Origin of the sequence: Desulfovibrio sp. MES5, assembly GCF_002237645.1 — a bacterium.
Classification (GTDB): domain Bacteria; phylum Desulfobacterota; class Desulfovibrionia; order Desulfovibrionales; family Desulfovibrionaceae; genus Desulfovibrio.
Genome location: NZ_MJUZ01000030.1, coordinates 1 through 24,106 on the forward strand (window position 1 = coordinate 1; position 24,106 = coordinate 24,106).

General features: G+C 59.2%; 21 protein-coding genes. 4 read left to right on the forward strand and 17 right to left on the reverse strand.

What is annotated here, in order from left to right:
- Nucleotides 1-81: 81 nt before the first annotated feature.
- The 15 genes from tsaB to BCS36_RS08940 form a co-directional block, all read right to left on the reverse strand.
- A complete protein-coding gene (tsaB, locus tag BCS36_RS08870; RefSeq protein ID WP_291302539.1) occupies nt 82-960 on the reverse strand; it encodes a tRNA (adenosine(37)-N6)-threonylcarbamoyltransferase complex dimerization subunit type 1 TsaB in 879 nt (292 codons plus the stop codon).
- On the reverse strand, nt 957-2,162 hold the full coding sequence (locus BCS36_RS08875; RefSeq protein WP_291302540.1) for a site-2 protease family protein: 1,206 nt from the start codon (nt 2,160-2,162) through the stop codon (nt 957-959). Before BCS36_RS08875 ends, tsaB begins: the two co-directional genes overlap by 4 nt.
- Nucleotides 2,156-3,484, reverse strand: a complete 1,329-nt coding sequence (gene dxr, locus BCS36_RS08880; RefSeq protein WP_291302541.1) for a 1-deoxy-D-xylulose-5-phosphate reductoisomerase — start codon at nt 3,482-3,484, stop codon at nt 2,156-2,158. Before dxr ends, BCS36_RS08875 begins: the two co-directional genes overlap by 7 nt.
- 490 nt (nt 3,485-3,974) lie before the next feature.
- Nucleotides 3,975-4,793, reverse strand: a complete 819-nt coding sequence (locus BCS36_RS08885) for a phosphatidate cytidylyltransferase (RefSeq protein WP_291302542.1) — start codon at nt 4,791-4,793, stop codon at nt 3,975-3,977.
- Nucleotides 4,783-5,589 (reverse strand): polyprenyl diphosphate synthase, encoded by an 807-nt coding sequence (gene uppS, locus BCS36_RS08890; protein ID WP_291302543.1) that lies wholly within the window; start codon nt 5,587-5,589, stop codon nt 4,783-4,785. The genes BCS36_RS08885 and uppS overlap by 11 nt, the downstream gene beginning before the upstream one ends.
- Nucleotides 5,590-5,886: 297 nt before the next feature.
- Nucleotides 5,887-6,447: a ribosome recycling factor gene (gene frr / locus BCS36_RS08895; protein ID WP_291302544.1), complete on the reverse strand. Its 561-nt coding sequence runs from the start codon at nt 6,445-6,447 to the stop codon at nt 5,887-5,889.
- Between the two features lie 142 nt (nt 6,448-6,589).
- Nucleotides 6,590-7,303 carry a UMP kinase gene (pyrH, locus tag BCS36_RS08900; protein WP_291302545.1) on the reverse strand — a complete coding sequence of 238 codons (714 nt, stop codon included), beginning with the start codon at nt 7,301-7,303 and terminating at the stop codon, nt 6,590-6,592.
- 141 nt (nt 7,304-7,444) lie between these two features.
- Nucleotides 7,445-7,795: a DUF4911 domain-containing protein gene (locus BCS36_RS08905; RefSeq protein ID WP_291302546.1), complete on the reverse strand. Its 351-nt coding sequence runs from the start codon at nt 7,793-7,795 to the stop codon at nt 7,445-7,447.
- Nucleotides 7,795-8,145, reverse strand: a complete 351-nt coding sequence (locus BCS36_RS08910; RefSeq protein WP_291302547.1) for an AzlD domain-containing protein — start codon at nt 8,143-8,145, stop codon at nt 7,795-7,797. Before BCS36_RS08910 ends, BCS36_RS08905 begins: the two co-directional genes overlap by 1 nt.
- Complete coding sequence (locus BCS36_RS08915; RefSeq protein ID WP_291302548.1) at nt 8,142-9,056, reverse strand: AzlC family ABC transporter permease; 915 nt, start codon at nt 9,054-9,056, stop codon at nt 8,142-8,144. The genes BCS36_RS08910 and BCS36_RS08915 overlap by 4 nt, the downstream gene beginning before the upstream one ends.
- A 148-nt stretch (nt 9,057-9,204) precedes the next feature.
- Nucleotides 9,205-9,741 (reverse strand): HPP family protein, encoded by a 537-nt coding sequence (locus tag BCS36_RS08920; RefSeq protein WP_291302549.1) that lies wholly within the window; start codon nt 9,739-9,741, stop codon nt 9,205-9,207.
- Nucleotides 9,742-9,773: 32 nt separating this feature from the next.
- Complete coding sequence (locus tag BCS36_RS08925) at nt 9,774-11,090, reverse strand: 4Fe-4S ferredoxin (protein WP_291302550.1); 1,317 nt, start codon at nt 11,088-11,090, stop codon at nt 9,774-9,776.
- Between the two features lie 124 nt (nt 11,091-11,214).
- The gene (locus tag BCS36_RS08930) at nt 11,215-11,676 is read right to left on the reverse strand and encodes a pyridoxamine 5'-phosphate oxidase family protein (protein WP_291302551.1); all 462 of its coding nucleotides are present in this window, start codon (nt 11,674-11,676) and stop codon (nt 11,215-11,217) included.
- The gene (locus BCS36_RS08935) at nt 11,669-12,199 is read right to left on the reverse strand and encodes a flavodoxin family protein (protein ID WP_291302552.1); all 531 of its coding nucleotides are present in this window, start codon (nt 12,197-12,199) and stop codon (nt 11,669-11,671) included. Before BCS36_RS08935 ends, BCS36_RS08930 begins: the two co-directional genes overlap by 8 nt.
- A gap of 371 nt (nt 12,200-12,570) precedes the next feature.
- On the reverse strand, nt 12,571-13,302 hold the full coding sequence (locus BCS36_RS08940; RefSeq protein ID WP_291302553.1) for a Crp/Fnr family transcriptional regulator: 732 nt from the start codon (nt 13,300-13,302) through the stop codon (nt 12,571-12,573).
- A 306-nt stretch (nt 13,303-13,608) separates the two neighbouring features.
- Between BCS36_RS08940 and BCS36_RS08945 the strand changes: the two genes are divergently transcribed.
- From BCS36_RS08945 to kynU, 3 genes are all read left to right on the forward strand, one after another.
- Entirely contained in the window at nt 13,609-14,085 is a 477-nt protein-coding gene (locus BCS36_RS08945) for an Lrp/AsnC family transcriptional regulator (RefSeq protein WP_291302554.1), read from the forward strand.
- A gap of 628 nt (nt 14,086-14,713) precedes the next feature.
- On the forward strand, nt 14,714-15,976 hold the full coding sequence (locus BCS36_RS08950) for an amino acid permease (RefSeq protein ID WP_291302555.1): 1,263 nt from the start codon (nt 14,714-14,716) through the stop codon (nt 15,974-15,976).
- A gap of 105 nt (nt 15,977-16,081) precedes the next feature.
- Nucleotides 16,082-17,365 carry a kynureninase gene (kynU, locus tag BCS36_RS08955; RefSeq protein WP_291302556.1) on the forward strand — a complete coding sequence of 428 codons (1,284 nt, stop codon included), beginning with the start codon at nt 16,082-16,084 and terminating at the stop codon, nt 17,363-17,365.
- Between the two features lie 757 nt (nt 17,366-18,122).
- On the opposite strand, the gene fliS is transcribed toward kynU, so the two are convergent.
- Together fliS and fliD are read right to left on the reverse strand one after the other, a co-directional pair.
- Entirely contained in the window at nt 18,123-18,899 is a 777-nt protein-coding gene (gene fliS / locus BCS36_RS08960; protein ID WP_291302557.1) for a flagellar export chaperone FliS, read from the reverse strand.
- Between the two features lie 26 nt (nt 18,900-18,925).
- On the reverse strand, nt 18,926-22,033 hold the full coding sequence (fliD, locus tag BCS36_RS08965; RefSeq protein ID WP_291302558.1) for a flagellar filament capping protein FliD: 3,108 nt from the start codon (nt 22,031-22,033) through the stop codon (nt 18,926-18,928).
- 689 nt (nt 22,034-22,722) lie between these two features.
- On the opposite strand from fliD, the gene BCS36_RS08970 reads away from it, so the two are divergent.
- On the forward strand, nt 22,723-23,889 hold the full coding sequence (locus BCS36_RS08970; protein WP_291302559.1) for an MFS transporter: 1,167 nt from the start codon (nt 22,723-22,725) through the stop codon (nt 23,887-23,889).
- Nucleotides 23,890-24,106: the final 217 nt, after the last annotated feature.

Sequence of the window (24,106 nt, forward strand, 5' to 3'; positions counted from 1 at the left end):
GTGGGGGTGTGGGGGAGGGACCCTTTTGCAAAAGGGTCCCTCCCCCACAAAGCAGTGCAACTCGTCCCCAGGCAAAATGCTCTATATGTCGCTCTGGGGCGGGCGCTGGAGCAACATCTCCAGAGAGGCTGCGGCCTCTTCGCCGGTCAAGCCCTGGCGCGGGGCCAGTTGGGGCAGATTTTCCACAGCGTCGCAGGGGCGCACATACAGGGGCTCAATGTCCTTATCGTCAAATTCGCCGTGGCGGGCCAGCAGGCACAGGGCATTGATATCTGGCGTCACCAGTTCGTCCAGCGTGACTATGGGCGCGCCTTCGTCGGCCTTGGGGCGCGTGCCGTCCAGTGAGGGACGCATAAGATCCAGCGGGCAGAAAACAGCGGCGTTGCGCGCAAGCCCGCTGCCGCAAACCCATATGGTGCGGCTGCCCGCGGGTACGCCGTCGGGCAGGGGAGCCGTGCGGCTGGCCACAATGCGCTGAAGGGCGTCCTCTGGGGAGCACAAATCCACCGTGCTGCTGGGCTGCGCGGGAATCATTGGGCCGTATGACAGAAAAGACTGGCAGTGCACGAGGTTGCGTCTCGCGTGGGTCAGCACCCATATGGTCGCGCCGAAAAGGAGCTGGCCGCGCAGCGCCACTGTCGTGGCAAGGGCCTGCATGTAGTCCAGCCCGGTGACGGCGGCCTTGCCCGTTCTGCGCAGGGCCGCCGTTGTTGCCAGAACAAGGCGTATGCCTGTGAAGGAGCCCGGCCCCCGCACGCAGGCTATACGACGGAAACTGTTGGGTTTTATGTCCAGAGCGGCGCAGAGGCTTTCCAGCGCGGGAGCGAGAATTTCGGTGGCGCGGTCAGCTCTGTGCCATTGCTGGGAGCAAAGCGTTTTTTCATCGTCGGTAACGACAATTTGCAAGACGCCTTCAGCCGCGTTGAGAATAAGCTCAAGCCCGGTGGAATATTGGCTCACGATCCGCTCCCGAACCAGCCAGCGCCCTTGATGATGCGCCAGAGGTCATTGTAGGTGGCCAGCAGCATGAGGGCTACCAGCAGGGCCAGACCGGCCCGCATGGCATATTCCTGCACCCTGGCGTTGACCGGGCGGCGGAAAATCATTTCCCACAGGCAGAAGACGATCTGGCCGCCGTCAAGCACGGGAATGGGCAGGAGATTCAGCACCCCAAGGTTGATGCTGATGAGCGCGGCCAGGGCCAGCAGCCCGGCGATGCCTTCATGGGCCTGCTTGCCAACCATCTGCATGATCATGATGGGCCCGCCCACCTGATCCAGGGGAACCACCCTTTCAACCAGTTTTACAAAACTTTTCCAGGTCAGGGCAAGCATATCTGAGGCCTGGGACGCGCCTGCCCCAGCCGCTCCCCAGAATCCGTGCTCCACAAGGCGTACCGCGCCCGTGTTGCGTATGCCCACAAGCCAGGCTTTTTCATCTTCGCCGAAGATGGTTTTTCTCACGGACATTTCGGGCCGGATTTCAACGGTCATGATGCTGGGGGGCGTGCCGCTCTGCCCAGACGCGGCAGACGTAGTATCTGCCGCAGTTTCTGGCGTAGTTTCCGGCGTAGCTTCTGCGCCGGATGTTCCGGCAGGGGCGGCGGTCTTGTGGGGGCGCTCAAGAACAACGCTGAGGGGTTGCCCGTTGCTGCGGGCAATGGCGCGGGTCATGTCTTCCCACGCAACGATGGGCTGGCCGTCAATGCTCACGATGGTGTCGCCAGCCTGCACGCCCGCCTTGGCTGCGGGGCCGTTTTCCACCAGTCCGCCCACCTGCGGCAGCAGCTGGGGCGTGCCCCAGCCAAAGGCCAGAATCCAGCACAAAAGCCATGCCAGCAGCATGTTGGCCACAGGGCCTGCGGCGACAACAAGGAGGCGCTGCCAGGCTGGCCGCAGCGAAAAGCTTTCTTCCTTCGTGAAACCTTCGGGCAGTTCGCTGTCGTCCTGCTCTCCCACAAGGGCGACGTAGCCACCCAGAGGAATCAGGGACAGGGCGTATTCCGTCTTGCCCCATTTGCGCTTGAGGATTTTGGGGCCAAAGCCCAGAGAAAAGGTGGAAACTCCCATGCCCAGGCTGCGGGCCACGGCAAAATGCCCCAGTTCGTGAAAGAAGATGAGGCCGCCAAGAACAAGGGATACAGCTATGATGGTTATCAGCATGCAGATTCTCCGTCGCGGGCAAGGGTGCGTACAAGCTCGCGGCTCTGACGGTCAAGGCGCGTGAGGCGCTCCGCCAGGGTATGGGCCTCGCTTTTGAGTGCGGCCATGCGGTCAGAAGGCATGGCATCCTGTTCAAGCGGGGCGCAGAAAGGCTGGTGGCCGGGTTCGCCGGCGTCGTGCGCCTGCAGTGCGGCCCCGATCAGCCGGGGTATGTCAAGGAAGGCGCAGCGGCCTTCAAGAAAAAGCTCCACAGCGGCCTCATTGGCCGCATTGAGAACAACACAGCGCCCGCCCCGCAAAGCGAGAGACTGGCGCGCCAGATCAAGACAGGAAAAAACGTCGGTATCCGGCTCATGAAAGGTAAGGGCCGTGGCCGTAAGATCAAGGGGCGGCACGTCAACAGGCAGGCAGCGCGGCCACAGCAGGCAGTTGGCGATGGCCAGGCGCATGTCCGCCGTGCCGAGTTGCGCCAGCTGCGTGCCGTCTTCAAACTCCACCAGTGAATGGATCACCGACTGCGGGTGCACCAGAACCTTGATGCGTTCGGGGGGCGTCCCGTAGAGGTGATAGGCCTCGATAACCTCAAGGCCTTTGTTCATAAGCGTCGCCGAATCTATGCTTATCTTGGCGCCCATGCTCCAGTTGGGGTGTTTGAGCGCCTGCGCGGGGGTTATGCCCTGCAGCTCTTCGCGGCTGCGGCCACGGAAAGGCCCGCCGCTGGCCGTGAGGATAAGGCGCTTCACTTCCTGCCCGCGTCCGGCAAGGCACTGGAAGATGGCGTTATGCTCCGAATCCACGGGCAGAATGACGGCCCCGGTGCAGGCGCAGATGCGGCGCACCAGGTCGCCTGCCAGAACCAGCGATTCCTTGTTGGCAAGGCAGATGACCTTGCCCGCAAGGGCTGCGGCCAGGGTTCCGTCCAGTCCCGCCGCGCCGACCTGGGCCGAAAGCACGGTGGAGGCTTCGGGCAGGGCGGCCATGCGGGCGTAGCCCTCACGCCCCACCAGGATGTCAGGGGCATAGCCCTGCGGCAAAAGCTTTTTGAGCCCAGTTGCGGCAGCTTCGTCCAGCACCGCCAGATACGGCGGCCGCCAGCGGGCGGCCTGTTCGGCCAGGCGGTCGATCTGGCGGGCGCAGGCAAGCCCGACAATGCGGAAAGCCTGTGGATGACTGGCAACCACGGCCAGCGCGCTGCCTCCGATGGACCCGGTGGAACCAAGTATGCACAGGCCGCGCGGCCATGCGCCGTTCCAGGCGGCGTCCGGCGGGCCGGAAATATAGTCTATGGAAGGGCCGCCCTGACCCGGCCAAAGTTGTGCCATGTCTGCATCCTGTCTGTTGTCGCCGTAATTGGAACCTGCTGGCATGGGCTGACGACATGCCCATGTGAAAAAGTAGGTCCGGCGCTGAAAAATTCAAGCGGCCCTCTGACCGGGCCGCTGTAAAAAACCGTTTACCCCGCGTGGCGCACCGCAAACTTTTTTGCGGCCCTTTCCCGTAATTCCGTCGTTACCGAACCATGACCACAGGGCCAGGGCAGTTTACCGTTGAAAAAAAGTAAAAGCCCTGGACCGTGTCGTTACGAGATGGATTTCCTGTCATATCAAGGCGAAATTCGACGCAGAAATACCAGGAAAGGCGCTCGTGACGATACTGTCTAAGGAAGCACTGATTAAAGAGCCTCCTGGAAACGCGCAGTTATTTCGTTTGGCAAGGCGCGATCTTTTTTTGAAACAGGAGTGGACTCTTCCGTCCTCGACTGTTTCAAAAAAAGTGAAGCAACGCCGCCAAACGAAATAAATCAGCGTTTCCCTAAAAGAAGAAAAACCACTGGTCAACAACGGCCACCATAGGCATGGCGAACAGCAGGCTGTCGGCCCTGTCCAGAACGCCGCCGTGCCCCGGCAGCAGGTGGCCGGAATCTTTCACGTTGACCGAGCGCTTGAGGGCGGATTCAAAAAGGTCGCCCACCTGGGCAAAGGCGTTTACCGCAATGCCCAGAAGCGCAAAGGAAAACCAGCCCGTCTTGCCGAACATCTCGCCGTAGATGGCGCAGAATATGACGCAGGCCACAAGGCTGCCCACCGCGCCCTCGGAGCTTTTCTTGGGGCTGACGCGGGGCCACAGCTTGTGATGGCCAAAGCGCGTGCCAACGAAGTAGGCTGCCGTGTCGGAAATGGCCACAGCGGCTATGACAAAGATGAGCTTGGTGGTGGAAAGGTAGGTGGCAGGCAAGAGCAGCAGGGGCACATAGGCCAGGCCCGCCATGAATATGCCGCTGGAAACAAAGGCGTTTTCCTCTTCAAGCACGTCCCACCTGAAAAGAAAGCTCATGGCCGAAAGCACGAAGCCCGCGCCAAGAAACACAAGGGCGTCTTGCGGGCGGTGCAGCCATGTCAGGCACAGCATGCCCCAACCAAGGGCAATGGCGCAGACGCGGCTGGGGATGCGCCCATTGGGGCCCCAGAAAAGCGAATAGAATTCCCAGAGGGCCAGGGCGGAAACCAGCAGGATGAAGAACAGCAGGGGCCAGCCCCGCAGCCAGAGCACCAGCAGCAAAACTGCGGCCAGGGCCACGCCGGTGATGATGCGGCGAAAGTCGATGGGATTGGCGGTGTGTTCAATGGGCATCGATTTGCTCCTGTGTTTTGCCGAAGCGGCGCGAGCGCGCGGCGTAGGCTTCCAACGCCAGGCGCAACTGCGCGGCGTCAAAATCTGGCCAGGGCGTCGGAGTGAAATACAGCTCACTGTACGCGCACTGGTAAAGCAGGTAGTTGCTCAGGCGCTGCTCGCCGCTGGTGCGGATGAGCAGGTCCGGGTCAGGTTGGCCGACCGTATAGAGGCGCTGCGCCAGGCTTTCTTCGGTAACGTCGTCCGGCTGCGCGCCTTCGCGCAGAAAAGACCGGACAGCGCGGACCAGTTCGGCCCTTGAGCCGTAATTGAGAGCGAGATTGAGGGTCATGTGCGGCCCGGCGGCGGTGCGCTTAATGGCGTGGCGCAGAGCCGTGCGCTGGGCCAGCGGCAGGCCGTCCAGATCGCCCAGCACCTTGAGGGCAATGCCCTGTTCTTCAAGGCGGGGCAGCTCCTGGCGCAGAAAATCCAGCAACAGCGTGAAGAGGGCGCTTATTTCAGTCTTGGGGCGGTTCCAGTTTTCACTGGAAAAAGTGTAGAGCGTCAGGTGGCGTATGCCAATTTTGCGGCATTCGGTAACAACGGCGCGCACGGCTTCCGCGCCAGCCTTGTGCCCGGCCTCGCGCGGCAGGTTGCGGGCCTGTGCCCAGCGTCCGTTGCCATCCATAATGATGGCCAGATGGGCGGGCAGCTGTTCGGGCAAAAGCTCCGTCGGCGGCCCGGCCTGCGGGGCGGGGTCCGTGTCTGGCGTCCGGCTGGGAGGCTGGCCGGATGGGGGCGTGCTTTGTTGCGTCATACTTTCAGCCTGTAGGGAAAAATCCCTGGGTATTGGCCCGCCCGGTTCCGCGCCAGAAATATTTCGGCGGGGGCGGACGAACCGCGCCGCAGCCCGCCACGTTTTCAGTGAACGCGGCGGGCCACGGCCCGTAGCGGGACTATCCGTTGACGACCGGGCAGATCAACCTTGTGAGCATGACCCGTAAGGGTTTTGATGCGCTCGCTGTGGCGCGACAGCGGCCGCAACCCGCGCCCGCGTCGTTAGGGCGAACGCCTGCTCACACAGCCGTCAGGGCAATTTCAACGTAAAACTGCCCTAGATTTCCATTATTTCCTTTTCTTTGGCAGCGCACTTTTTGTCCACATCAGCCACGTACTTGTCCGTGAGTTTCTGCACATCTTCGGTAGCGCGCTTCTGGTCGTCTTCGGTAATGGTCTTGTCTTTTTCCAGCTTTTTCAGGCTGTCGTTGGCGTCGCGGCGCACGTTGCGCACCGCCACCTTGGCGTCTTCGCTGTATTTGCGCGCCACCTTGCCCAGGTCTTTGCGGCGCTCTTCGGTCAGGGGGGGCATGACAATGCGGACGACCTTGCCATCATTGACAGGCGTAAGGCCGAGGTCTGACTTGAGAATGGCCTTTTCAATAAGAGCTATGCCGCCCTTGTCCCAAGGCTGGATGGTCAGGGTGCGGCTGTCGGGCACGGCTACCGAGGCCATCTGGCTGATGGGCGTGGGGGTGCCGTAATAGTCGGCCTTGATGCCGTCCACAAGGGCTGTGGTGGCGCGTCCCGTACGCAGTTTGGCAAACTCGCGGTCAAGAGCGGCAAGGGCTTTTTCCATGCGTTCTTCGGCATCAAGAAGGATGCTGTCGATATCCATAAATATTCTCCTTGGGGCTGCGGCCTGCGGCCTGTTCCTGTGGGGATGGCGCTGCGCCTCCCTTTGTGAAAATCTGAAGCGGGCTGACATGTAAAAAGCCAGACCGCGCAGCGCGGGCCTGACGGCCGCGCCGCTGAATGCATCAGGCGTTGCGTACTATGGTGCCCACGGGCTCGCCCATGACGGCGCGTCTGATGTCGCCGCCAAGCATGCGGCAGACGATGATGGGCACATTGTTGTCGCGCACCAGGGCAAAGGCCGTGGCGTCCATCACGCCAAGGTGGCGGGACAATGTTTCATCATAGGTGATGGTTTCAAATTTTACGGCGTCGCTGAATTTTGTGGGGTCCTTGTCGTAGATGCCGTCAACCTTGGTGGCCTTGATGATGGCGTCGCACTTCAGCTCCATGCCGCGCAGCACAGCCGTGGTGTCGGTGGTGAAGTAGGGGTTGCCCGTGCCTGCGGCACAGATGACCACGCGGCCTTTTTCCATATGGCGCAGGGCGCGACGACGGATGAAGGGCTCACAGACTTCCTGCATGGTGATGGCGGAAAGCACGCGGGTGGGATAGCCCTGCTTTTCAAGCATGTCCTGCACGGCCAGGGCATTGAGCACTGTGGCCAGCATGCCCATATAGTCGGCTGACGAGCGTTCCATCCCCTTGGCGGAGCCTGAAAGCCCGCGAAAAATGTTGCCCCCGCCGATAACCAGGGCCATTTCCACGCCCATGGCAAGAACAGTGCCGATTTCGCGGCATATTTCGGCCACGGTTTCAGGGTCGATGCCTGTTTTGTTGGGCCCCGCAAGGGCCTCGCCGCTCAGTTTGAGCAAAATTCTCTTGTATGTCGGTGACATGTGTCCGCCTTCGTCTGGATAACCGGCCTGTTTGCCGGGCGATTGTGCAAGGGATCGCCCATCACGCGGGCGTGAAAAAACGGGACCGGGCCACCCCGGGCCCGTTCTCCCGCAACAGGGCAGTCATAACAGAAAAAGTGGCTAGCTCAAAGTCTTTTTGCGCCCCTGCGGCGGGCAGAAAAAGGGCCATTCTTCAACGCTGAAGGGCAGGCTGCGGGCCATTTCAGCCAGGGCTGCCCTGGTCTCTTTTTCCAGATGGGGCGAAAAGACGATTTTGAGCAGGGCCGTTTTGGGCTCCAGCACGGTAAAATACGCCGTATGGTCGTAGGCTTCCAGCAGAAAGCGAAAAAGAGCCGTGTGGTGCGAAGCCAGACGAACCAGAAGACGCCCGCTCCGCTCCGGGGCGGCAAGGGCCGGGGCGGGTTTGCGGCGTTTGCGCAGGGCCGGAACCTGTGGAGCGGCGGCTGGCGGCGTTTGCTGTTTGGCGTGCATCAGTACAGGCCCGTAAAGCGCGCCAGAATCACCAGGCCTATGCCCACGACAATGGTCAGAAAATAGTTTTTGTACCACCAGGCCACCAGCAGGGTGGGCAAGCCCGCCATGAGAAAGAGATTGGAGGGGCTTATGCTGAACTTGCCTTCGTAGATAAAGATATCGGGGCCAACCAGCGCGGCCATGACGGCCACGGGCACAAAGGACAGCCAGTGGCGCAGCACCGGGGGCAGATTGTCGCCCTTGAGAAAGGTCACGGGCAAAAGCTTGGACAGCAGAGTTACAGCGGTACAGCCCGCGATGCACAGGACAAGGGCAAGGTGGGCATCAAGCCAGCTCATTTCGGTCATGATTGCGCCTCGTCAGTATTTGCCGTCATCAGGGCAGGTTCATCCATCAGGCGGGGGGCGTTGCGGTGTTCATGACGCGCCTCGCCTGGGGCTGGCCCCGCTTGCGTTGCGCCATATGCGTCAGGCGCGCCACCGGCTTTATCCGCAGTGGTTTTGCCCGCAGAGGCTTTTTCCGCGCAGGCGCAGCCGGACTGCGGGGCGCAGGCGGCGTCCTTTTTATCCCTGTACAGCAGCAGGGCTGTGCCGAGGCTGGCCCCCACCACCGTGGCCACGGCGACATTCCATTGGCTCATGCCCGCGACCTTGAGCGCGATGGACAGCGTCAGGGTAAAAATGGCGACCAGGACATGCAGGCGACTCACGCACTGCGGCACCAGCAAGGCCAGAAACATGGCAGTAAGGGCGTAGTCCAGCCCGAGGGGCTTGACGTCGGTGACAAGCTCCCCGCAGAACGCGCCAATGGCGCTGCCGCCCACCCAGGCGACCTGCGTTGTATGGTTGCAGACAAAAAGCGTGGTGAGGTTGCGCTTCCAGCCGTTCTGGAAGGCCGTGACGTGAACGGCAAACGTTTCGTCCGTGAGTCCAAGACCCAGCAGAAGGCGCTGAAAGCGCGGCAGACCGGCCAGCCAGGGAGACTCCGCAGCTGACTGGAGCAGATACCGCAGATTCACGATAAAGACCGCCGCCATGATGGACAGGGCGCCTGCGCCCGCGCCCCACATGCCCGCAAAGACAAACTGGCCGGACCCGGAAAACATGAGCACGGACATGGCCACGGCCAGAGAAGGCGGAATGTTGTTTTTGACCGCCAGAACACCGAAGGCAAAGCCTACAGGCGTGTAGCCGAGCACAATGGGCAGTGCTCGGCGCAGGCCCTCCGCCAGGGGGGAAGCGGGGGAATCGCTCGACATGTGACAGCACCTCATCAACTGTTGAAAAAATATATGGCTACGCTTTTTGATGCGGTGTGGCAAGTGGCGGACGTTCTACCCTCCTATGAACTATGTTTCGTATATGCGATAGCGGGAGTGCGGCTCCCCAATGGGGGCTTGCGGCGCACTACCACCAGAATACGGGGTATCTTTTGCGTGCGGCAAGATTGTTGGCTGCCAGAGCCAGCACAAGCATGCATGTGGCCCCGGCGGCGCAGGGCAGCAGGACGTACCAGTAGCCCATTTCGTGAATGCCGGGACCGCCGATGACGGCAATAAGGGCAGTGGCGCCTCCGGGGGGGTGCAGGGTCTGGGTCATGTGCATGAGCGCAATGGCGGTGGAAACGGCCAAGGCCGCTGCCAGCACGGGTTCCGCGCCGATCATGGCCTGACTGCTTACGCCCACAAGCGCTGACAATACGTGCCCGCCCACAAGGTTGCGGGGTTGGGCCAGAGGGCTGTGGGGCGCGCCGAAGGCCAGCACGGCGGAGGCCCCGAAGGAACCGATGAGCAGCGGCAGGTTCCATTCCTGCGCGCAGACTTTTTCCAGCAGGGCCAGACAGGCGACGGAAAGGCAGCTGCCCGACCATGCCCAGAAAATTTCATTCCAGCTTACGCGGGGCTGGGACTGGCTTGAGCGGATGCGGTTCAGGATGCGTGTCATTGAATGTCCTTGTTCTTGATCCAGTCAGGTTGTCAGATACGTGCCATGAACAAAAAGGCCGCGTGCAGTCCGGCCAGCAGAGCCGTCAACGTGGTTCCGGCCCATGCGGCGCTTGAGGGGCGGCCAAACCATGTGACGGCCAGGGCATGCTTGGGGCAGACATTGGCGCAGTCGCGGCAGAGATGACAGGACGAGGTGGGGCAGCCGCTTTCAAAGGCCTGCTCTGTCATGGCGTCCTGACGGCATACGCGAACGCAGGCCCGGCAGCCGCTGCACTCCCCCACACGCCGGATGCGCCAGGGTGAAATGCGGCCAAACCACTGGGCCAGAATACCAAGCGGGCAGATGCCGCGACAGTATGAGGCATATCCCTTGACCCGGCTTATGAGCAGGGCGCAGGGCACAAGCAGCAGGCCCAGCAGCAGGCCGCAGGTCAGCGCCGCCACCGTGGGCGCGCCGGTAAGGCGCAGGGCCAGGGCTGCGGCAAGCGTCAGGATGAGAGCGCCCAGGCGCAGGCGGGGCAGCCAGGCAGGGGCCGGGGTGTTTTTTGCCTTGCGCGCGGCCGTGGCGTCCCACACGCCGAAGTAGCAGAGCTGGCTGCACCACGCCGCGCCCACAAGCAGGGTGGACAGGCCGAAAAGGCCCAGCATGAACCAGCCGCCCCCGCGATAGACCGGCCCGGCCGCAATGAGGCCCGGCACCGGCAAATGCAGGCTGCCCGTGAGCAGAAAGCGGCTTTCCACAGCCAGCCCCAGCACAAGCTGGCCAAAAAAGACCAGCGAAAACAGCCGCCACAGCCGCATACGGGCACGCGGGGCCGTGCGGCGGTCGGCAAGCCAGCCTGCGGCAAGCACGGCCCACAGGGCGGCCAGCACAATCTGCGCAAGGCCGCCTTGCGGCACAAAGCGCTCCAGCACCAGCAACTGCGGATTCATGAACCATACGGGCAGCAGCAGAGCGAGGCATACGGCCATGGCTCCCATCTGGGCTGTCGCGGCGTCTTTCCTGTGGCAGTAGCGCTGTTGCGCGCTTTGCCTGAGCAGCAGCAGGGCGGCGGCAACGGTAAACAGGGCGACGGATAAAAGAATGACCGCAAGGCGCATCCAGGGCTGTTCCATAAGCTGGCGGATCTGCACAAACTGCGCGGTGGTCCATATCCAGCGGGCGGCCAGAACCGGCAGGGCCAGCAGCAGAAACTGCCGTACCCAGGCAAGGCGCGTCCACACCAGCACGGCCATGAGACCGCAGGCTGCGGCCAGGGAGGGCCATCCCGCGCGCCAGAAGTGCGCCCCGGCCAGGGCAAGAGCCAGAAAACTCGGCAAGGGGATAAGACGGGAAGCTCCGCCCATGTCAGACTTCCTTGAAAAAGCGTGTTACGCAGGATCGCCAGCGTGCCGCTATGGCGCGTATTGCGCCTTTCGCGCCGTTGCCCGCCCCCGTGGAACGTCCCCGGTGGGCTTGGCCCATCCGGGCCTACGCTGCTCCAGAAGGCAAGCTACGCTTGCCCGTCAATTCTTCTATGTCTATGCGCACAATTGCGGTGCGTTTTATGCTGGATTTGGGGGCAGGCTGCGGGCACAGGGCCGCGTAGCGCTGGGCGATGGCGTCCAGGGCGCGGCCTTTTTCGGCCTCGTCCTCAATAATGCAGGCCGTGCCCTTGCCGCAGAGAGACTTGAAGTAGGTGGTGGATTTTTCGCGATGGATGGTCACATCGGCGACGAGGGTAAAGGCCACGTGCGGATTCTGGCGGATGCAGTCCAGCTTGCGTCCCTGAAGGTCGCAGTGGATATAGATGGCCTGGCCCTGACGGGCAAAGTTCAGTGGCAGGACATAGGGATATTCGCCGTCGTACATGGCCAGGCACAGATCGTCGACGGTGGAGAACATCTCGTCAAAAAAAGCGGGATCGTTACATTCACTCTTCTGTTTACGCATTATTGAGTCCTTGATGGTGAAAGGTGGCGCGGGCCGCTGTCAGGCTGTGCAGCCAGCGCTGGCAGGCGGCCTGCAAGTCCTCTGTATCGGGATGGCGGGCGGCTTCACGCAGGCGTTCCTGCCGGGCCGCAGTCATTGGATGGGTGCCCTTGCGTTGCGAGGCAGCCACGACCTGGGGGCTGACTTTGCCCTGGCACAAGAATCCGTCCAGTACGGTATTGCCGCCCTGTTCAAGCATGGCGGCTGCGGCGCGCGAGCAGCGCAGGGCATGCTCCGATTGCGGCCATGCGCCCAGCGTGCCGAAATAAAAAACGTTTTTGTTTTGTATGGTCTGTATGTAGCGCTGGGCGCGGGCATCAGGCAAGCCCTGGCGAACCCAGAAGCCCACGGCCAGGAGGTCGTATTCCTGCGGGGAGGGGGCGAGACGCACGGCATGGCAGGCAATGCCTGACGCTTCGGCCATGGCCTCCGCCACTTTGCGGGTATTGCCCGTGCAGGAAGAATATACAATGCAGGCGCGCATGCCTTACCTCGGTGTCGTTGTATGCCGGTTTGCCGTCAGGCGGCGCGCAGAGGGGGCTGCCCCTGATGCGCGGTCTCTGCCATGGCCCGGCCCTTGCCTGCCGGAGCTTTTCCGGCGTTTGAAACAGCGTGCTTTCACGCTCATGTTGCCCTGTATGGATGTTGCTGTGGCGGCCGCATGAACTGAGCTGGCAGCCATCACAGCATTTCAGAATTGAAATGTTCCAGATCAGATAATCTTTGAAATGTGAGGCAGTTCAATTTGTCATTCAGCCGAAAACTGCAATTTGCGGCTGAATCAATGCCAGGGTGTGGCGCGCTGTGCTCTCGTGCCGCGTTAAAGCCTTTTCCCATTTTCAAAGATAAAAGGCTCTAGCCCTGGGCCCGTTGCAGAAGGGCGTCGTGATCCAGCAGGGTGATGCTGCGGCGTTTGTGGTCTATGATGCCTGCGGACGAAAGCGCGGAAAGCTCGCGGCTGAGGCTCTCGCGGCTGATGCCCATAAGGCGGGCCAGTATTTCCTGGGTGACGCCCAGGCGCAGGGTAGAGCTTTTTTCCATCTTGGAGCGGTGCAGCAGCCATGCGGCCACGCGACCGGCTACGGATATGCGGCCCTGCGATCCGGCTATTTTGGTAATGAGCAGGCGCTGGCGCAGGCTCATGGCCCCCAGCAGGCTGACGGCCAGCGGGGCGTTGTTTTCAAGCGTGTGCAGAAAAGCCCGGCGGTTCAGGCTCAAGACCGTGGTGGGCTGGAGGGCCACGGCGGAAATGGGCAGCCCCCCTTCATAAAACAGTACCCCTACGTCCAGGAATTTGCCGGTGTGCACAAGGTGCAGCACGCATTCCTTGCCCTGGCTGCTGTGGCGGCACAGCTTGACCAGACCGGAGAGCAGAAGCATGGCGTCCGCGCTTTCGTCGCCTTCCTGAAAAAGGGCAGTGCCGGGAGCGAATGTCTGCAGGCGCGCGTGGCGGGAGAGCGCATCCCTTTCATTGGGGGCAAGCGCGGTCAGCAGCCCCGTGCACAGGGCATCGGCCACGGTGGCGTGCAGTGCGTGTTCTTCGCCCATGACGGCGTCCATATGGGCGTTGTGCTGCGGAGTTGGCATAAAACCTCCTGATTCCCGTTGTTGGGGCTGCCCTGCGGCCGTTTGCCGGGGGAAAGCATCGTGACAGTGTAGCGGGCGTAAAGCCAGTGTACAACACAAAACCCCTCACATTTCTGTGACTGTACGCACAATTCAGGGGCGTGGCGTGTTTCTTTCCTGTGAAGAGGCAGTGGCATAATTGAGTTGCAAACAATCGGCTTGCGCCATTATCGTAGCGTAACAACAAATGTGCTTCATGGGCATGCACGCGGTTGGCGCGCATAGGGTGATTGTGGTCGCAAGGCAACTGTTTGCCAACGCCACTGTATGTTAATAGCATGTGTAGACATTTTTTTTGAAAAAGGGGTCGGTATGCTCGATAGAACGGATAGAAACATCCTTGCCGCTTTGGAAAAAAACGCAAGAGTGTCCAATACTGATCTGGCCAGAGCCGTTCACATCAGCAGGCCCAGCATCATCAAGCGCATCAACAGGTTTTTGGAAGAAGGGATTATTGAAAAATTCACCGCTGTGTTCTCTTTGAAAAAAATCGGCAGGCCTGTGTGCAGTTTTATACAAATCAGCAATATTAAACTCTCGGTGCAGGAAATGCTGAAGGTTTTGGACAGGGATGAAATTGTTGAAATATATTCTGTAACCGGAGAAAACAATTTCATAGCAAAAGCTGCGGTATCTGAAATTGAAGATATGGAAAAGCTTTTGCAAGACCTTATGCCGTATTGCAAGGTCGTTACATCACTTGTCATTATCAAGCACAAGGTTGACAGGTCTCTGATGCAATAGCCGCATGACGTAATTTTTGTGCGGCAGCAGCAGGGGCTTTTGCCAGCAGTTTTACCCTGAAACTGTTTTGGCATCCGCGAGGGAAGGCCCGCCGTGAACGCGCAAGCGCTGCGTATCCATGCTGCTGCGCCGTCACGGAGGCGGCGTAACCTTCAGGTCTTCGTAAAGACGATCGCACGCGTGCCCAACTGGTACTGCGTTTTTTTGATTCCCACAGCCGTATGATCGGCCATCAACCATACCCTGACTACCTGCAATCATACTGTCATGACCCGTCCGCGCAGACCCTCCTCTGCGCGGACGGGTTTTTGGATTATTACGCAATGTAAAGAAATAGCGGCAGCGCTTTACGTTTTGTAAAAAAGAAGTCCCATAAAAATTCGTTAGGCTATGTACCTTGTCAAATGAACTGGTATAACATGATGACAAGTTGTTTTGTGTTCATGCGCCAAGCTCGCGCGCCATGCCTTTGCGGCATGGCGCGGTCAGATTGCCAGGCATTTATGCAAGGACGACTGGAACATGACAGGAGAACAGTATTTGCCTAAGGGGCGTGGCCAGCCATGCCGTAGCCATACACGCTCATCAACAATGCAAGCACACCGAGCAGCCTTTGAAAGGGGGATCCATGAGCAACGAGCCTGACAGCAATACTGTTCTTTTTACACGTTATGATGCCGGATGGGTCATTCTCTGCATTGGCATGGCCATCGGCGGAGCCATGGTTTTTATGCCGGTGCAGGTGGGCATGACAGGATTATGGGTGTTTCTGGCGGCATCGGCCATTGCCTACCCTGGCGTGTACCTGTTCCAGAAGTTTTATCTTGAAACGCTCACCAAGACAGAAAGCGCCGAGGATTATACAGACATCATAACGCAGTATCTGGGAAAAAACTGGGCAATGCTCCTGAGCATCCTGTATTTTTTATTGATGCTGACGGGTATGCTGGGCTATTCTACAGGGCTTGTGCGCGACAGCGCCTCCTATCTGCAAACGTATGGCGTAACCAAAACGCTTCTTTCTGATACCGCATGGTGGCCGTTTGTTATCATGCTGGTCATGGTGGCCATAGCCGCCCAGGGTGAAAGGTTGCTCTTCAAGGTATCCGGGCCGTTGGTGGTGGGCAAGCTGGCCATCATTCTTGTGCTGGGCATGGTCATGATACCCCACTGGAGTCTGGCCAACATAAAGCCTTTGACCTCGCTGCTGCCCTTCGTGCGAGATGTGTTCATAACCATACCGTTCACCGTGTTTTCCGTCGTGTTCATGCCCATACTGAGCCCGATGAATATCGCCTATCGCCGGGTGGAAACGGACAGGCGCATTGCCACGTACAGGGCGTTTCGCGCCAGCAGGGTGGCATTTGCCATTCTGATCGTATCCGTGCTGTTTTTCGCGCTGTCGTTCACGCTTTCGCTGCATCACGAAAAAGCCGTGGAGGCTTATCAGAACAATATTTCGGCATTGGCCATTGCAGCCCAGGTCCTGCCCGGCGCGGTCATCAGGGTAATGAGTACGGCCCTCAATATTTTTGCCCTGGTGACAGCCTTCTTCGCCCTGTATCTGGCGCTGCAGGAGGGGCTTCAGGGCATATGCTTCAACCTGCTCAGCCGTTTTCTGCCCGAAGAACGCATTAACAGAAGGGCCCTGCATCTCTTTGTGGCGCTCGCTATAGCAGTGGGCCTCTGGGGCTGGGTGCAGATGAATGCCAAGGTGCTGTTTATTCTGCATTTGAGCGCGCCCCTTTTTGGCATCATAGCCTGCTTCATTCCTGTATATCTGATTTTCAAGATGCCGTATCTGGCCTACCTGAAGGGATTCAGAGCGCTGTATGTGCTGCTTTTCGGCATTATTCTGACAATTTCGCCACTACTGCGCTTTTTGGAATAGCATTGATAAAAACACATCCTTTACACGACGCAGAAGCTGCCAGGCGAGAGACGGTTTTTTTAGACGCGACGCCTGACGCCATACTACCACTACAAGGAGGATATCATGACATATGCATTTGAATTGGGCGCAAATTTCGCCAATACCCTGGACAGCGCGGACCCGCTCAGAAAATTCCGTGAACATTTCTATATTTCGGACGGACTCATCTATATGGACGGCAACTCTCTCGGGCTTTGCAGCCGGGATGCGGAAAAGTCCATCCTTGGCATGCTTGAGATATGGAAGGAACACGGCATCAACATGTGGAGCATAGAGGACGGAAAATACTTTCTCTATCCTTCGCATCTGGCAAAGAAAATAGCGCCGCTTATCGGCGCTGAAGCTTGCGAAGTCACCGTGGCGAACAGCACCACGGTCAATATACACCAGGCATTCGCCACGCTTTACAAGCCTATGGGGGGCAAGAACAAGATTATCGTTGACGGGCTGAACTTCCCCACCGACAGGCACGCCGTGGACAGCCAGGTACGGCTGCGCGGCCTTGACCCGCGTGAAGTCATAAAGGTCGTGCCCAGCGAGGACGGCAGAACCGTCAGCGAAGACGCCATTATCGCCGCCATGACCGACGATGTCTGCATGGCGCTCTTCCCCTCGGTATACTACCGCAGTTCACAACTGCTGGACATGAAAAGGATAACAGACGAAGCCCGTAAGAGGGGCATCGTTATGGGATGGGACTTGTGCCATTCCATAGGTTCCGTGCCGCACGATTTTGCGGCCCTGGACGCGGACTTTGCCGTATGGTGCAACTACAAGTATCTTTCTGGCGGGCCGGGGGCAGCGGCGGGCCTGTATGTCAACAAAAAGCATTTCGGCGCTGCGCCGGGGCTGGCAGGCTGGCAGGGCAACGTCAAGAAAACGCTTTTTGAACTGCACCAGCAGCACGAACACTCGCCCGATGCCGACGGCTGGCTCATCGGCACGCCGCCCATGCTTGCCATGGCCGGGCTGGACGGGGTTCTGGACCTTTTTCATGAAGCGGGCATGCCCGCCCTCAGGGAAAAATCCCTGCGACTGACGGCCTACCTCATGTTTCTCATCGACAAGCGCCTGACGGCCTATGGCTATGCCGTGGGAACCCCCCGCGACGACGCGCACCGGGGAGGTCACGTGGCTTTGGAACATGACGAAGCTTACCGTATCTGCAAGGTGCTGAAAAATTACAAGGTTGTCCCCGATTTCAGAGATCCCAACGTCATCAGGCTTGCGCCCACAGCCCTGTACAATTCGTACGCGGACATTCACAACCTGGTGGACATCTTGGAAAAAATAGGGGCAAACAAGGAGTATGAAAGCTTGAGCAGAGAAAGAAGCCTTGTGGTCTAGGCGCAGGGAAAAGTACCTTTGAAGGTATATATTATCGAGAGTCAGAGTAATTTCATTTTGAAATTGCTCTGCGACGCGAAGGCGGCAGCCGCTACGAAGTGGCGTGGATTCTGGCGAGCTTTAGCCGTTGCGACGAAGGAAGCTACGGATAAAGACAGCAATTGGTTGCTCGAACGGACAGCCTACTGATGGCTGTCGCTATCCGTAAGCGGCAAAGAGCCGCTAACGGCTACCGCAAACCACGTTTTTCGCCAGAATGATGCGTTGAAACACGGAGTGTTTCAAAAGCAAAATGCTCTAAGACGCCAGCGTCGGCACTTCAGGGCAAGCCCTGTTCACGCCGCCGCCAGGGCACGTCCCGTTTGAAATTGCGCTGGTACTATACAAAAAGGCCACAAGGATTTTAAGGAATAGAGGTGTAAGGAGTAGGGGGTGTGGGGGAGGGACCCTTTTGTGTAAAGGGGCCCCCCCCCCGCCAAAACCATTTCAACGTGACATAGCGACAATGGCGGGCGTCTGTTCACGCAGCCGTCGAGTGGTTTCACGGTGAAATCGCTCCGGCCCAAAGGCCTTGCACGGAATCCAAACCATGCCGTGCGGCGGCATGGCGCCTGCAAGTCGACAGGCCCCGCTTCTGTTGTGCAGAAGCGGGGCCTGGTTTTTTTGTCACATCCTGTGGCGCGGGTTTGGCAACCCCGGCGTTTTCATGACCGGAATGCATCAGCCCTGCCGTAACGGCACTTTGCGGCGAAATGCGTCAGCCGCGCGGGGGAACCTTGCCGTATGCCCCTGGTAGGCGGCCGGGGGCAAGGCCATTGGGCGGCAGCGTCCCCTGGCCCATGGCCTGGTCAAAAGGCTGCACATGGGCCCGTGGCATAGTCTGCGCCTGGGAGGGTGCGGCAGTGGGGGCCGCTGTCGCTGCGGGAGCGGCCTGCATGGCGGCGGGGGCAGGTGAATACCCCGGCAGGTTGGGCTGCGGCATGGTAGCGGCCGCATCGGGAGCGCCCATGGCCTGGGGCTGCGTCAGGGCGCTACGCCCGTAAGCCGCCTGGGCATGGGAACGCGGCACGGCCGCGCCCTGATGCTGCGTGATGGGCTGCGCCATCTTGCTCACAGACCCTGCTGGCTGCATGCGGCTCGCTATGTCAGCGGCGGCTTTGCGCGCCTCGGGCGTTTCGATGATCTGGGCGTAGGCTCCGCGCAGGCCGGACAGTATGGTCTCCACACTGTCGAGGGATTCCACGTCCATCTTGAGGTTGGCGCGCAACAGACGGGCAGTGCAGAGCAGGTACAGGTTGTTGAGGTTGACCGCCAGGCTGCCGCCTTTGTCCATATTGAGGGATGCCGCCAGCTCGTTAACAATGTCGATGACCTTTGAGATCATGATGCCCTTGCCCGCAAAATCCTTGGCCAGCATCTTGGTGCGTGCCTGCTGGATGTACTTGAGGGCCCCGTCATAGAGCATGAGCAGAAGTTGCCCCTGGTCGGTGGTGCCAACCTTGGTTTGAAAGTACGCGTTTGCCGCCTTGTTCATATTTCTATCCTTGTGCGTGCTGGTTGCTAGCTGCTGCTGCTACTGCTACTGCTGCCATTCAGTTTGGATATCTGCGATTCCAGCTGGGTCTGCATGCTTTTATAGTTATTCAGCAGTGTTTCAAGATTGGCGAAATATTTTTTCTGCCGGGTTTCCCAGAGCGCTATGCGATTCTGCTCCTGGGTTATTTTTTTATCTATGTTCTCCATAATGGTCTTGTAGTTGTCGCGCAAGACCATGAGAGCGCCGTTCTGCGACTTGAGGGCGAGGGCGTCGGCGTTTTTGTCCGTCTCTGTGGAGGACAGGTTGACGTCGTTGAACACCATTTCGCTTTTCAGAAAGCTGTTGACGGTCTGTACCAGTCCTTCCTTGATGCGGACCTGGCCGGTGTGTTCGCCCTGGCTCAGGTCATCGATGAGGATGGACAGACCGCGCGCGTCGCCGGAGCCAACGCTGTAATAATACCCGGGCTGGCTCAGGTCGCGCTTGGCCTCAACGCCGCCCACCATCACTTTTTCAATGTTGCCGCTGGCGTCAACGGTATAGTTGACATCATATGTTCCAGCCTTGGTGATGCCGGCCACGTGACTGCCGTAGCGGAAAGATGAAGAGGTGCTGGAGCCTGTGCCGTCGGTGCAGAAAAAATCCACCACGGCTTCCAGGTTGTTGGTGATCATGTTGGTGTAGTTTTCCTGATCCAGTTGCTGCAAGGCGGCAATACTGGATGAAGGAGCTATCTCAAGCAGACCGAATTTGTCGCTGGCTTCGTTATTGTTGACCTTGATGCCCAGGTTGGCCAGGTTTGACAAAACGTCGCCAGAAAGCAGATCGTCAGCGCTGGTGCGGCTTTTAAAGCCTGGCGGCGACGCGCCAAGGAGGCTGTTGAACCGCGACTTGAAAAGCTGCACACCGTAGTTGCCCTGAAGCAGCCCACCCTTTTCAGCCGTGAGCTGCGAAGGGCTGTAATTGTCGCTCGATGACTGATTCGGGTCGTTGGTGGTGGTTGCCTTGTCCTTGTCATACTTGGTGTAGTCACGGATGGTCAGAAGGATGGAGTTTACGGAATCCAGAAATGTCTGGATGGATTTTTCCACTGAGGTGATGTCGGTGCTCACGCTGATGCGCGCCTGTCCCGTGTTCTGTATGGTAAAGACCACGCCTTCAATGACGTTGCTGACGCTATTGGAAGCCGACTCCATTTCAATGGGCCAGTTGTCAACAGTAAAACGGGCATTGGTGGCCCGCTGGATATTCCAGTTGGAGGATTCGGCCACCTGACCCTTTATGCCGGGGCCGCTGACGCTCTGCACGTTGGTGATGGCAAGAAAGCTGTCCCCGTCAGCCGCGCTTGTCCAGTCCGTGCCATCGGCTTTTACAAGCTTGGCTGTCGCACCGGCGGCCTGCGCGGCGGAATTGTTCGCCAGCGCCTGCTGAATGGCGGTCACCACGTCCTGCATGCTGGAGCCGCTGGCGAGGGAGGGCACGCTGATCTGGGTACCATCGTTGAGGGTAACCGTATAATTGAGGCCAGGCTGCGTGGGGTCCAGGGTGGCAGAAGGCGTCAACCCTGTGGCCAGGGTGGTAGTGGCCGTGCTGGTTGTCAGGCCGTCCATGCCGCCGCCCGTGCCTTGGCTCACATAAAACTGGACCGTATTGCCAAGCGAAAATGACAGGTTGCCGTTGCCCGCAGTTGTCGGCGCAACGCCGGTCTTGGACTGAATCTCGTCCGCCAGGTCCTGATACGTTTTGTTGTTGGCCAGAGTTATGGTCTGGGTAGCGCCGGTGTTGTCGACAAAGGTGTAGGTAAAGTCCTTGGCGCCGTCGGCGCTGCTGCCGCCCAGCTTGTCGCCAAGCATGCTGGCCTTGAAAACAATGCTGGTGGTGGCGGAAGCCAGCCCACCCACGCGGTTGCCCATATCAGCCGCAGTCGTCGTGCTGGTGAACAGGGCGGTATCGGCAGCATTGGCGCTGGGATCAAAGGTGATGCCGGTAATATTGGTCAAGTTGACAGACCAGCCGCCGCTGCTGTCCATGTTCAGGTCAGCCGAATTCATGCCAGAGGCCTGGGCCATCTGGATGAGGGCGTCCTTGAGGCTGGTGCCAGCCTTGATGGTGAGGTTACGCGTTCCCGTGGTGACGCCGTCATCGTATTGCAGCGTCATGGTCAGGTCAGACTGCAGTTTTGTCGTGCTGGGATTGGCGCCCACCGAAACCTTGGTGCTGGCTGGAACGGCTTTTTCGGTGGTGCTGGCGTCGCGCTGGTACATGGCGGTAACGCCCGTGAGGGTCAGATTGCCGCTGCTGTCCAGCGCGGCCACATTGCGCCCTGTCTGGGTGTTGATCTGGTCTGCCAGATTTTGATTGGTCTTGTCGCCCGTGACGGAAACGGTGAACTTGGAGCCGTCCTCCATAAGCAGGTCAAAGGCGTATTTATTGGGATTGGCGAGCGTTGTGCTGAGGTCCAGCGCGTTGTTGGTTTTCCACACTGACGTGCTGCCCGCCGAGTTCATGCCCACAAGACCGCTGCTATGAATGACGAGATCGTTTTCCGCTCCCGTGCTTTTGCCAGCCACCTGGAAGACATACCCCGTGCCTGTCTGCACGATGCTGACCTTGATGCCCGGATTTTCGGTAGAATTGTTGACCATGCTGGCAAAGGATTCCAGCGTGGTCTTGGGGGGCACCTTTATGCTCTTGGTGGTTCCGGCATAGGTAAACGTAAAATTCTGGTCCACGCCGGAGTCATTGATGACGTCGGTTTTGGAACTGAAGACGTGCCCTGTGTTGGCCCATACAGAATTATTGGCCATCTGCAGCACGTTGACGCTGTGCTGCACGTCCTGCGCGGAAGCGTTGGCGACAGCCGTCAGAATGTTTTCATTGCTGCTGGTAACGTTTTTGGTGACAAAGCTGTTTTTGTTGCTAATGCCCGTGAGTACGTTGCTGGCTGTCTGCACCTGCGTGATAATAGAGCCAAATGCTTCATACCGCAGATTCCAGTCGGACTTCCAGGCAGTCAGACGGTTGAGCTGTGTGGACTCTACCTTTTTTAGCTTGGCAAGAACCTCGTCAAAATTGGTGTCCCAGCCACTCAGGTTGGAAACGGCGTTGGAACCGGATAAGCTGATGGCCATAGGCGCCTCACATCAAGATATTTTATGCCTGGCGTGCGGGGCATATATGCCGGGCGCTGTCTGTGTTGCAAGATGCGTGCAACTCTACGGGGCATTTTTTGCCCCCCTGTTCCGGAGCGCGCTTGGATAAAGGCTCAGAACCGTATAGTGGAAATAACGGCCACCGGCCGAAAAAGTTTAGCGCAGGCGCTGGTTCCGGGCAGTCTCATTGCGTGGTTGTTGCGGCAGTGGTGGGCCTGCGGGCAATGAAATGACTCCGCTACGGATGCGTGATGACTGCGGGGCAGAAAACAAAACAGGAGCGGTACTCGCGGCAATGCCGCCAAGCCTGTCAAAATGCGTGCGGGAGCCGCCCGGTACGCGCAGCTTTTTCCTGTGGCAGGCGACTCTTGACAGGCCGCAGGCAATGTCCTATCAGAGGCGCATACAAACTTCTGGAGTTTGTCGTAAGCGTTAACGTCACGCAACGCATCACTTTCCGCAACTGCGGCCAGGGATGCGTTTTTTTGTGTCCTGGAGCAAGGCGCTGTTGAGAATGCGTGTTCTCAATGTGCCCGCCCGTTACGGCGTTTACCGGGGCAGGCAACCTGCGCACGCGCCTTTACGGCGAGGTCGGCCCGCGCAGCCGCCAGAGCTCGTTGACCCTGAACCTGCCTTGAACCAGTTTGCGACAACCTGTGGAGTTTTTTATGCAAAAGGATACCCGCTGCCTGTTGTGGAACACGGCGGCACTCCTTGTTTCGTACATGGCCGTCGCCATGCCTCTGCCCGTCATTTCCGTTTTTGTAACGAGACATCTGGGCCTTGCCAACAGCCTGAGCGGCCTTGCCGTGGGCATCGCTTTTTTGACGACCATTCTTTCACGCGGCTTTTCGGGAAGGTTTGCCGACCGCAAGGGCGGGAAGGCCTGCATGATGCGCGGGCTGCTGCTTTATGCCCTGGCAAGCGCCATCTGCCTTTTCGCAGGACTGGCGGATGACCCTGCTTTGGCCTTTGGCCTGCTCATAGCCGGGCGGCTTGTTCTCGGCCTTGGCGAAAGCATGGCCATTGTGGGCATGCTCAGCTGGAACATTGCCCTTCTTGGCCCGCAACGGTCCGGCACTGTTTTTTCACTTGTGGGCGCAAGCCTTTATGGCGCGTTTGCCCTGGGCGGGCCGGTGGGGCTGCAGTGCCTTACGCAGTTTGGCTTTACCGGGCTCATGCTGCTGTGCAGCCCCTTGCCGCTGCTGGGCTGGCTCATGGTTTGCCGCATGCCCGCTGTTGTGCCGCCAGCCGCCAGGCCGCACACGTCATTTTTGCGTGTTCTCCGTTCCATCTGGCGTCAGGGAGCCATCGTCGGCTCACAGGGAGTGGGTTTTGCGGCCATTGGCGCGTTTATTTCGCTCTACTTTTCCGACAGGGGCTGGCAGCACGCGGGGCTTGCCCTGACCTGCTTCGGCGTCGGTTTTGTGCTGGTGCGCCTGCTTTTCGGGCATCTTCCCGACAAGATCGGCGGTATGAGGGTTGCCTCGGTGTCTCTTGCTGTTGCCGCCGGGGGGCAGTTGGCGCTCTGGCTTGCTCCTTCAGCGGAGATTGCCCTGGTGGGCGCGTTTCTGACAGGAACCGGCTGCTCGCTGGTCTATCCGTCCATGGGCGTTGAAGTCATCAAAAAAGTTGCGCCAGAACTGCGCGGCACCGCTGTGGGCGGCTTTGCCATTTTTCAGGATGTGGCCTATGGCGCTACGGCCCCCATTGCGGGTCTGTTTGCCGACCACTTCGGCTATGCGGTGGTTTTCATGATCGGCCTTGCGGCGGCGCTGCTTGGCTTGCTGGTAGCCATAGCCACGGCAGCGCAGCAAAGGAGCGCGGCGCGTTAGAGTGCAACACGCCGCAACATGGCGTATATTCTAACGGAAATAGTGTTTTTGCCAGAATGACAAATTGAAATGCCAAGCATTTCATTGGTAATTTTATTCAGTGCGTTTCAGTTTTGCGAAGGGGCATTTCCCAAGAATACAAGGCTGGAACAGCGTGCCGTAAGGGCATTGAAAAAGCGGATGTACGTGACGTACATCCGCTTTTTGCATGAACTGC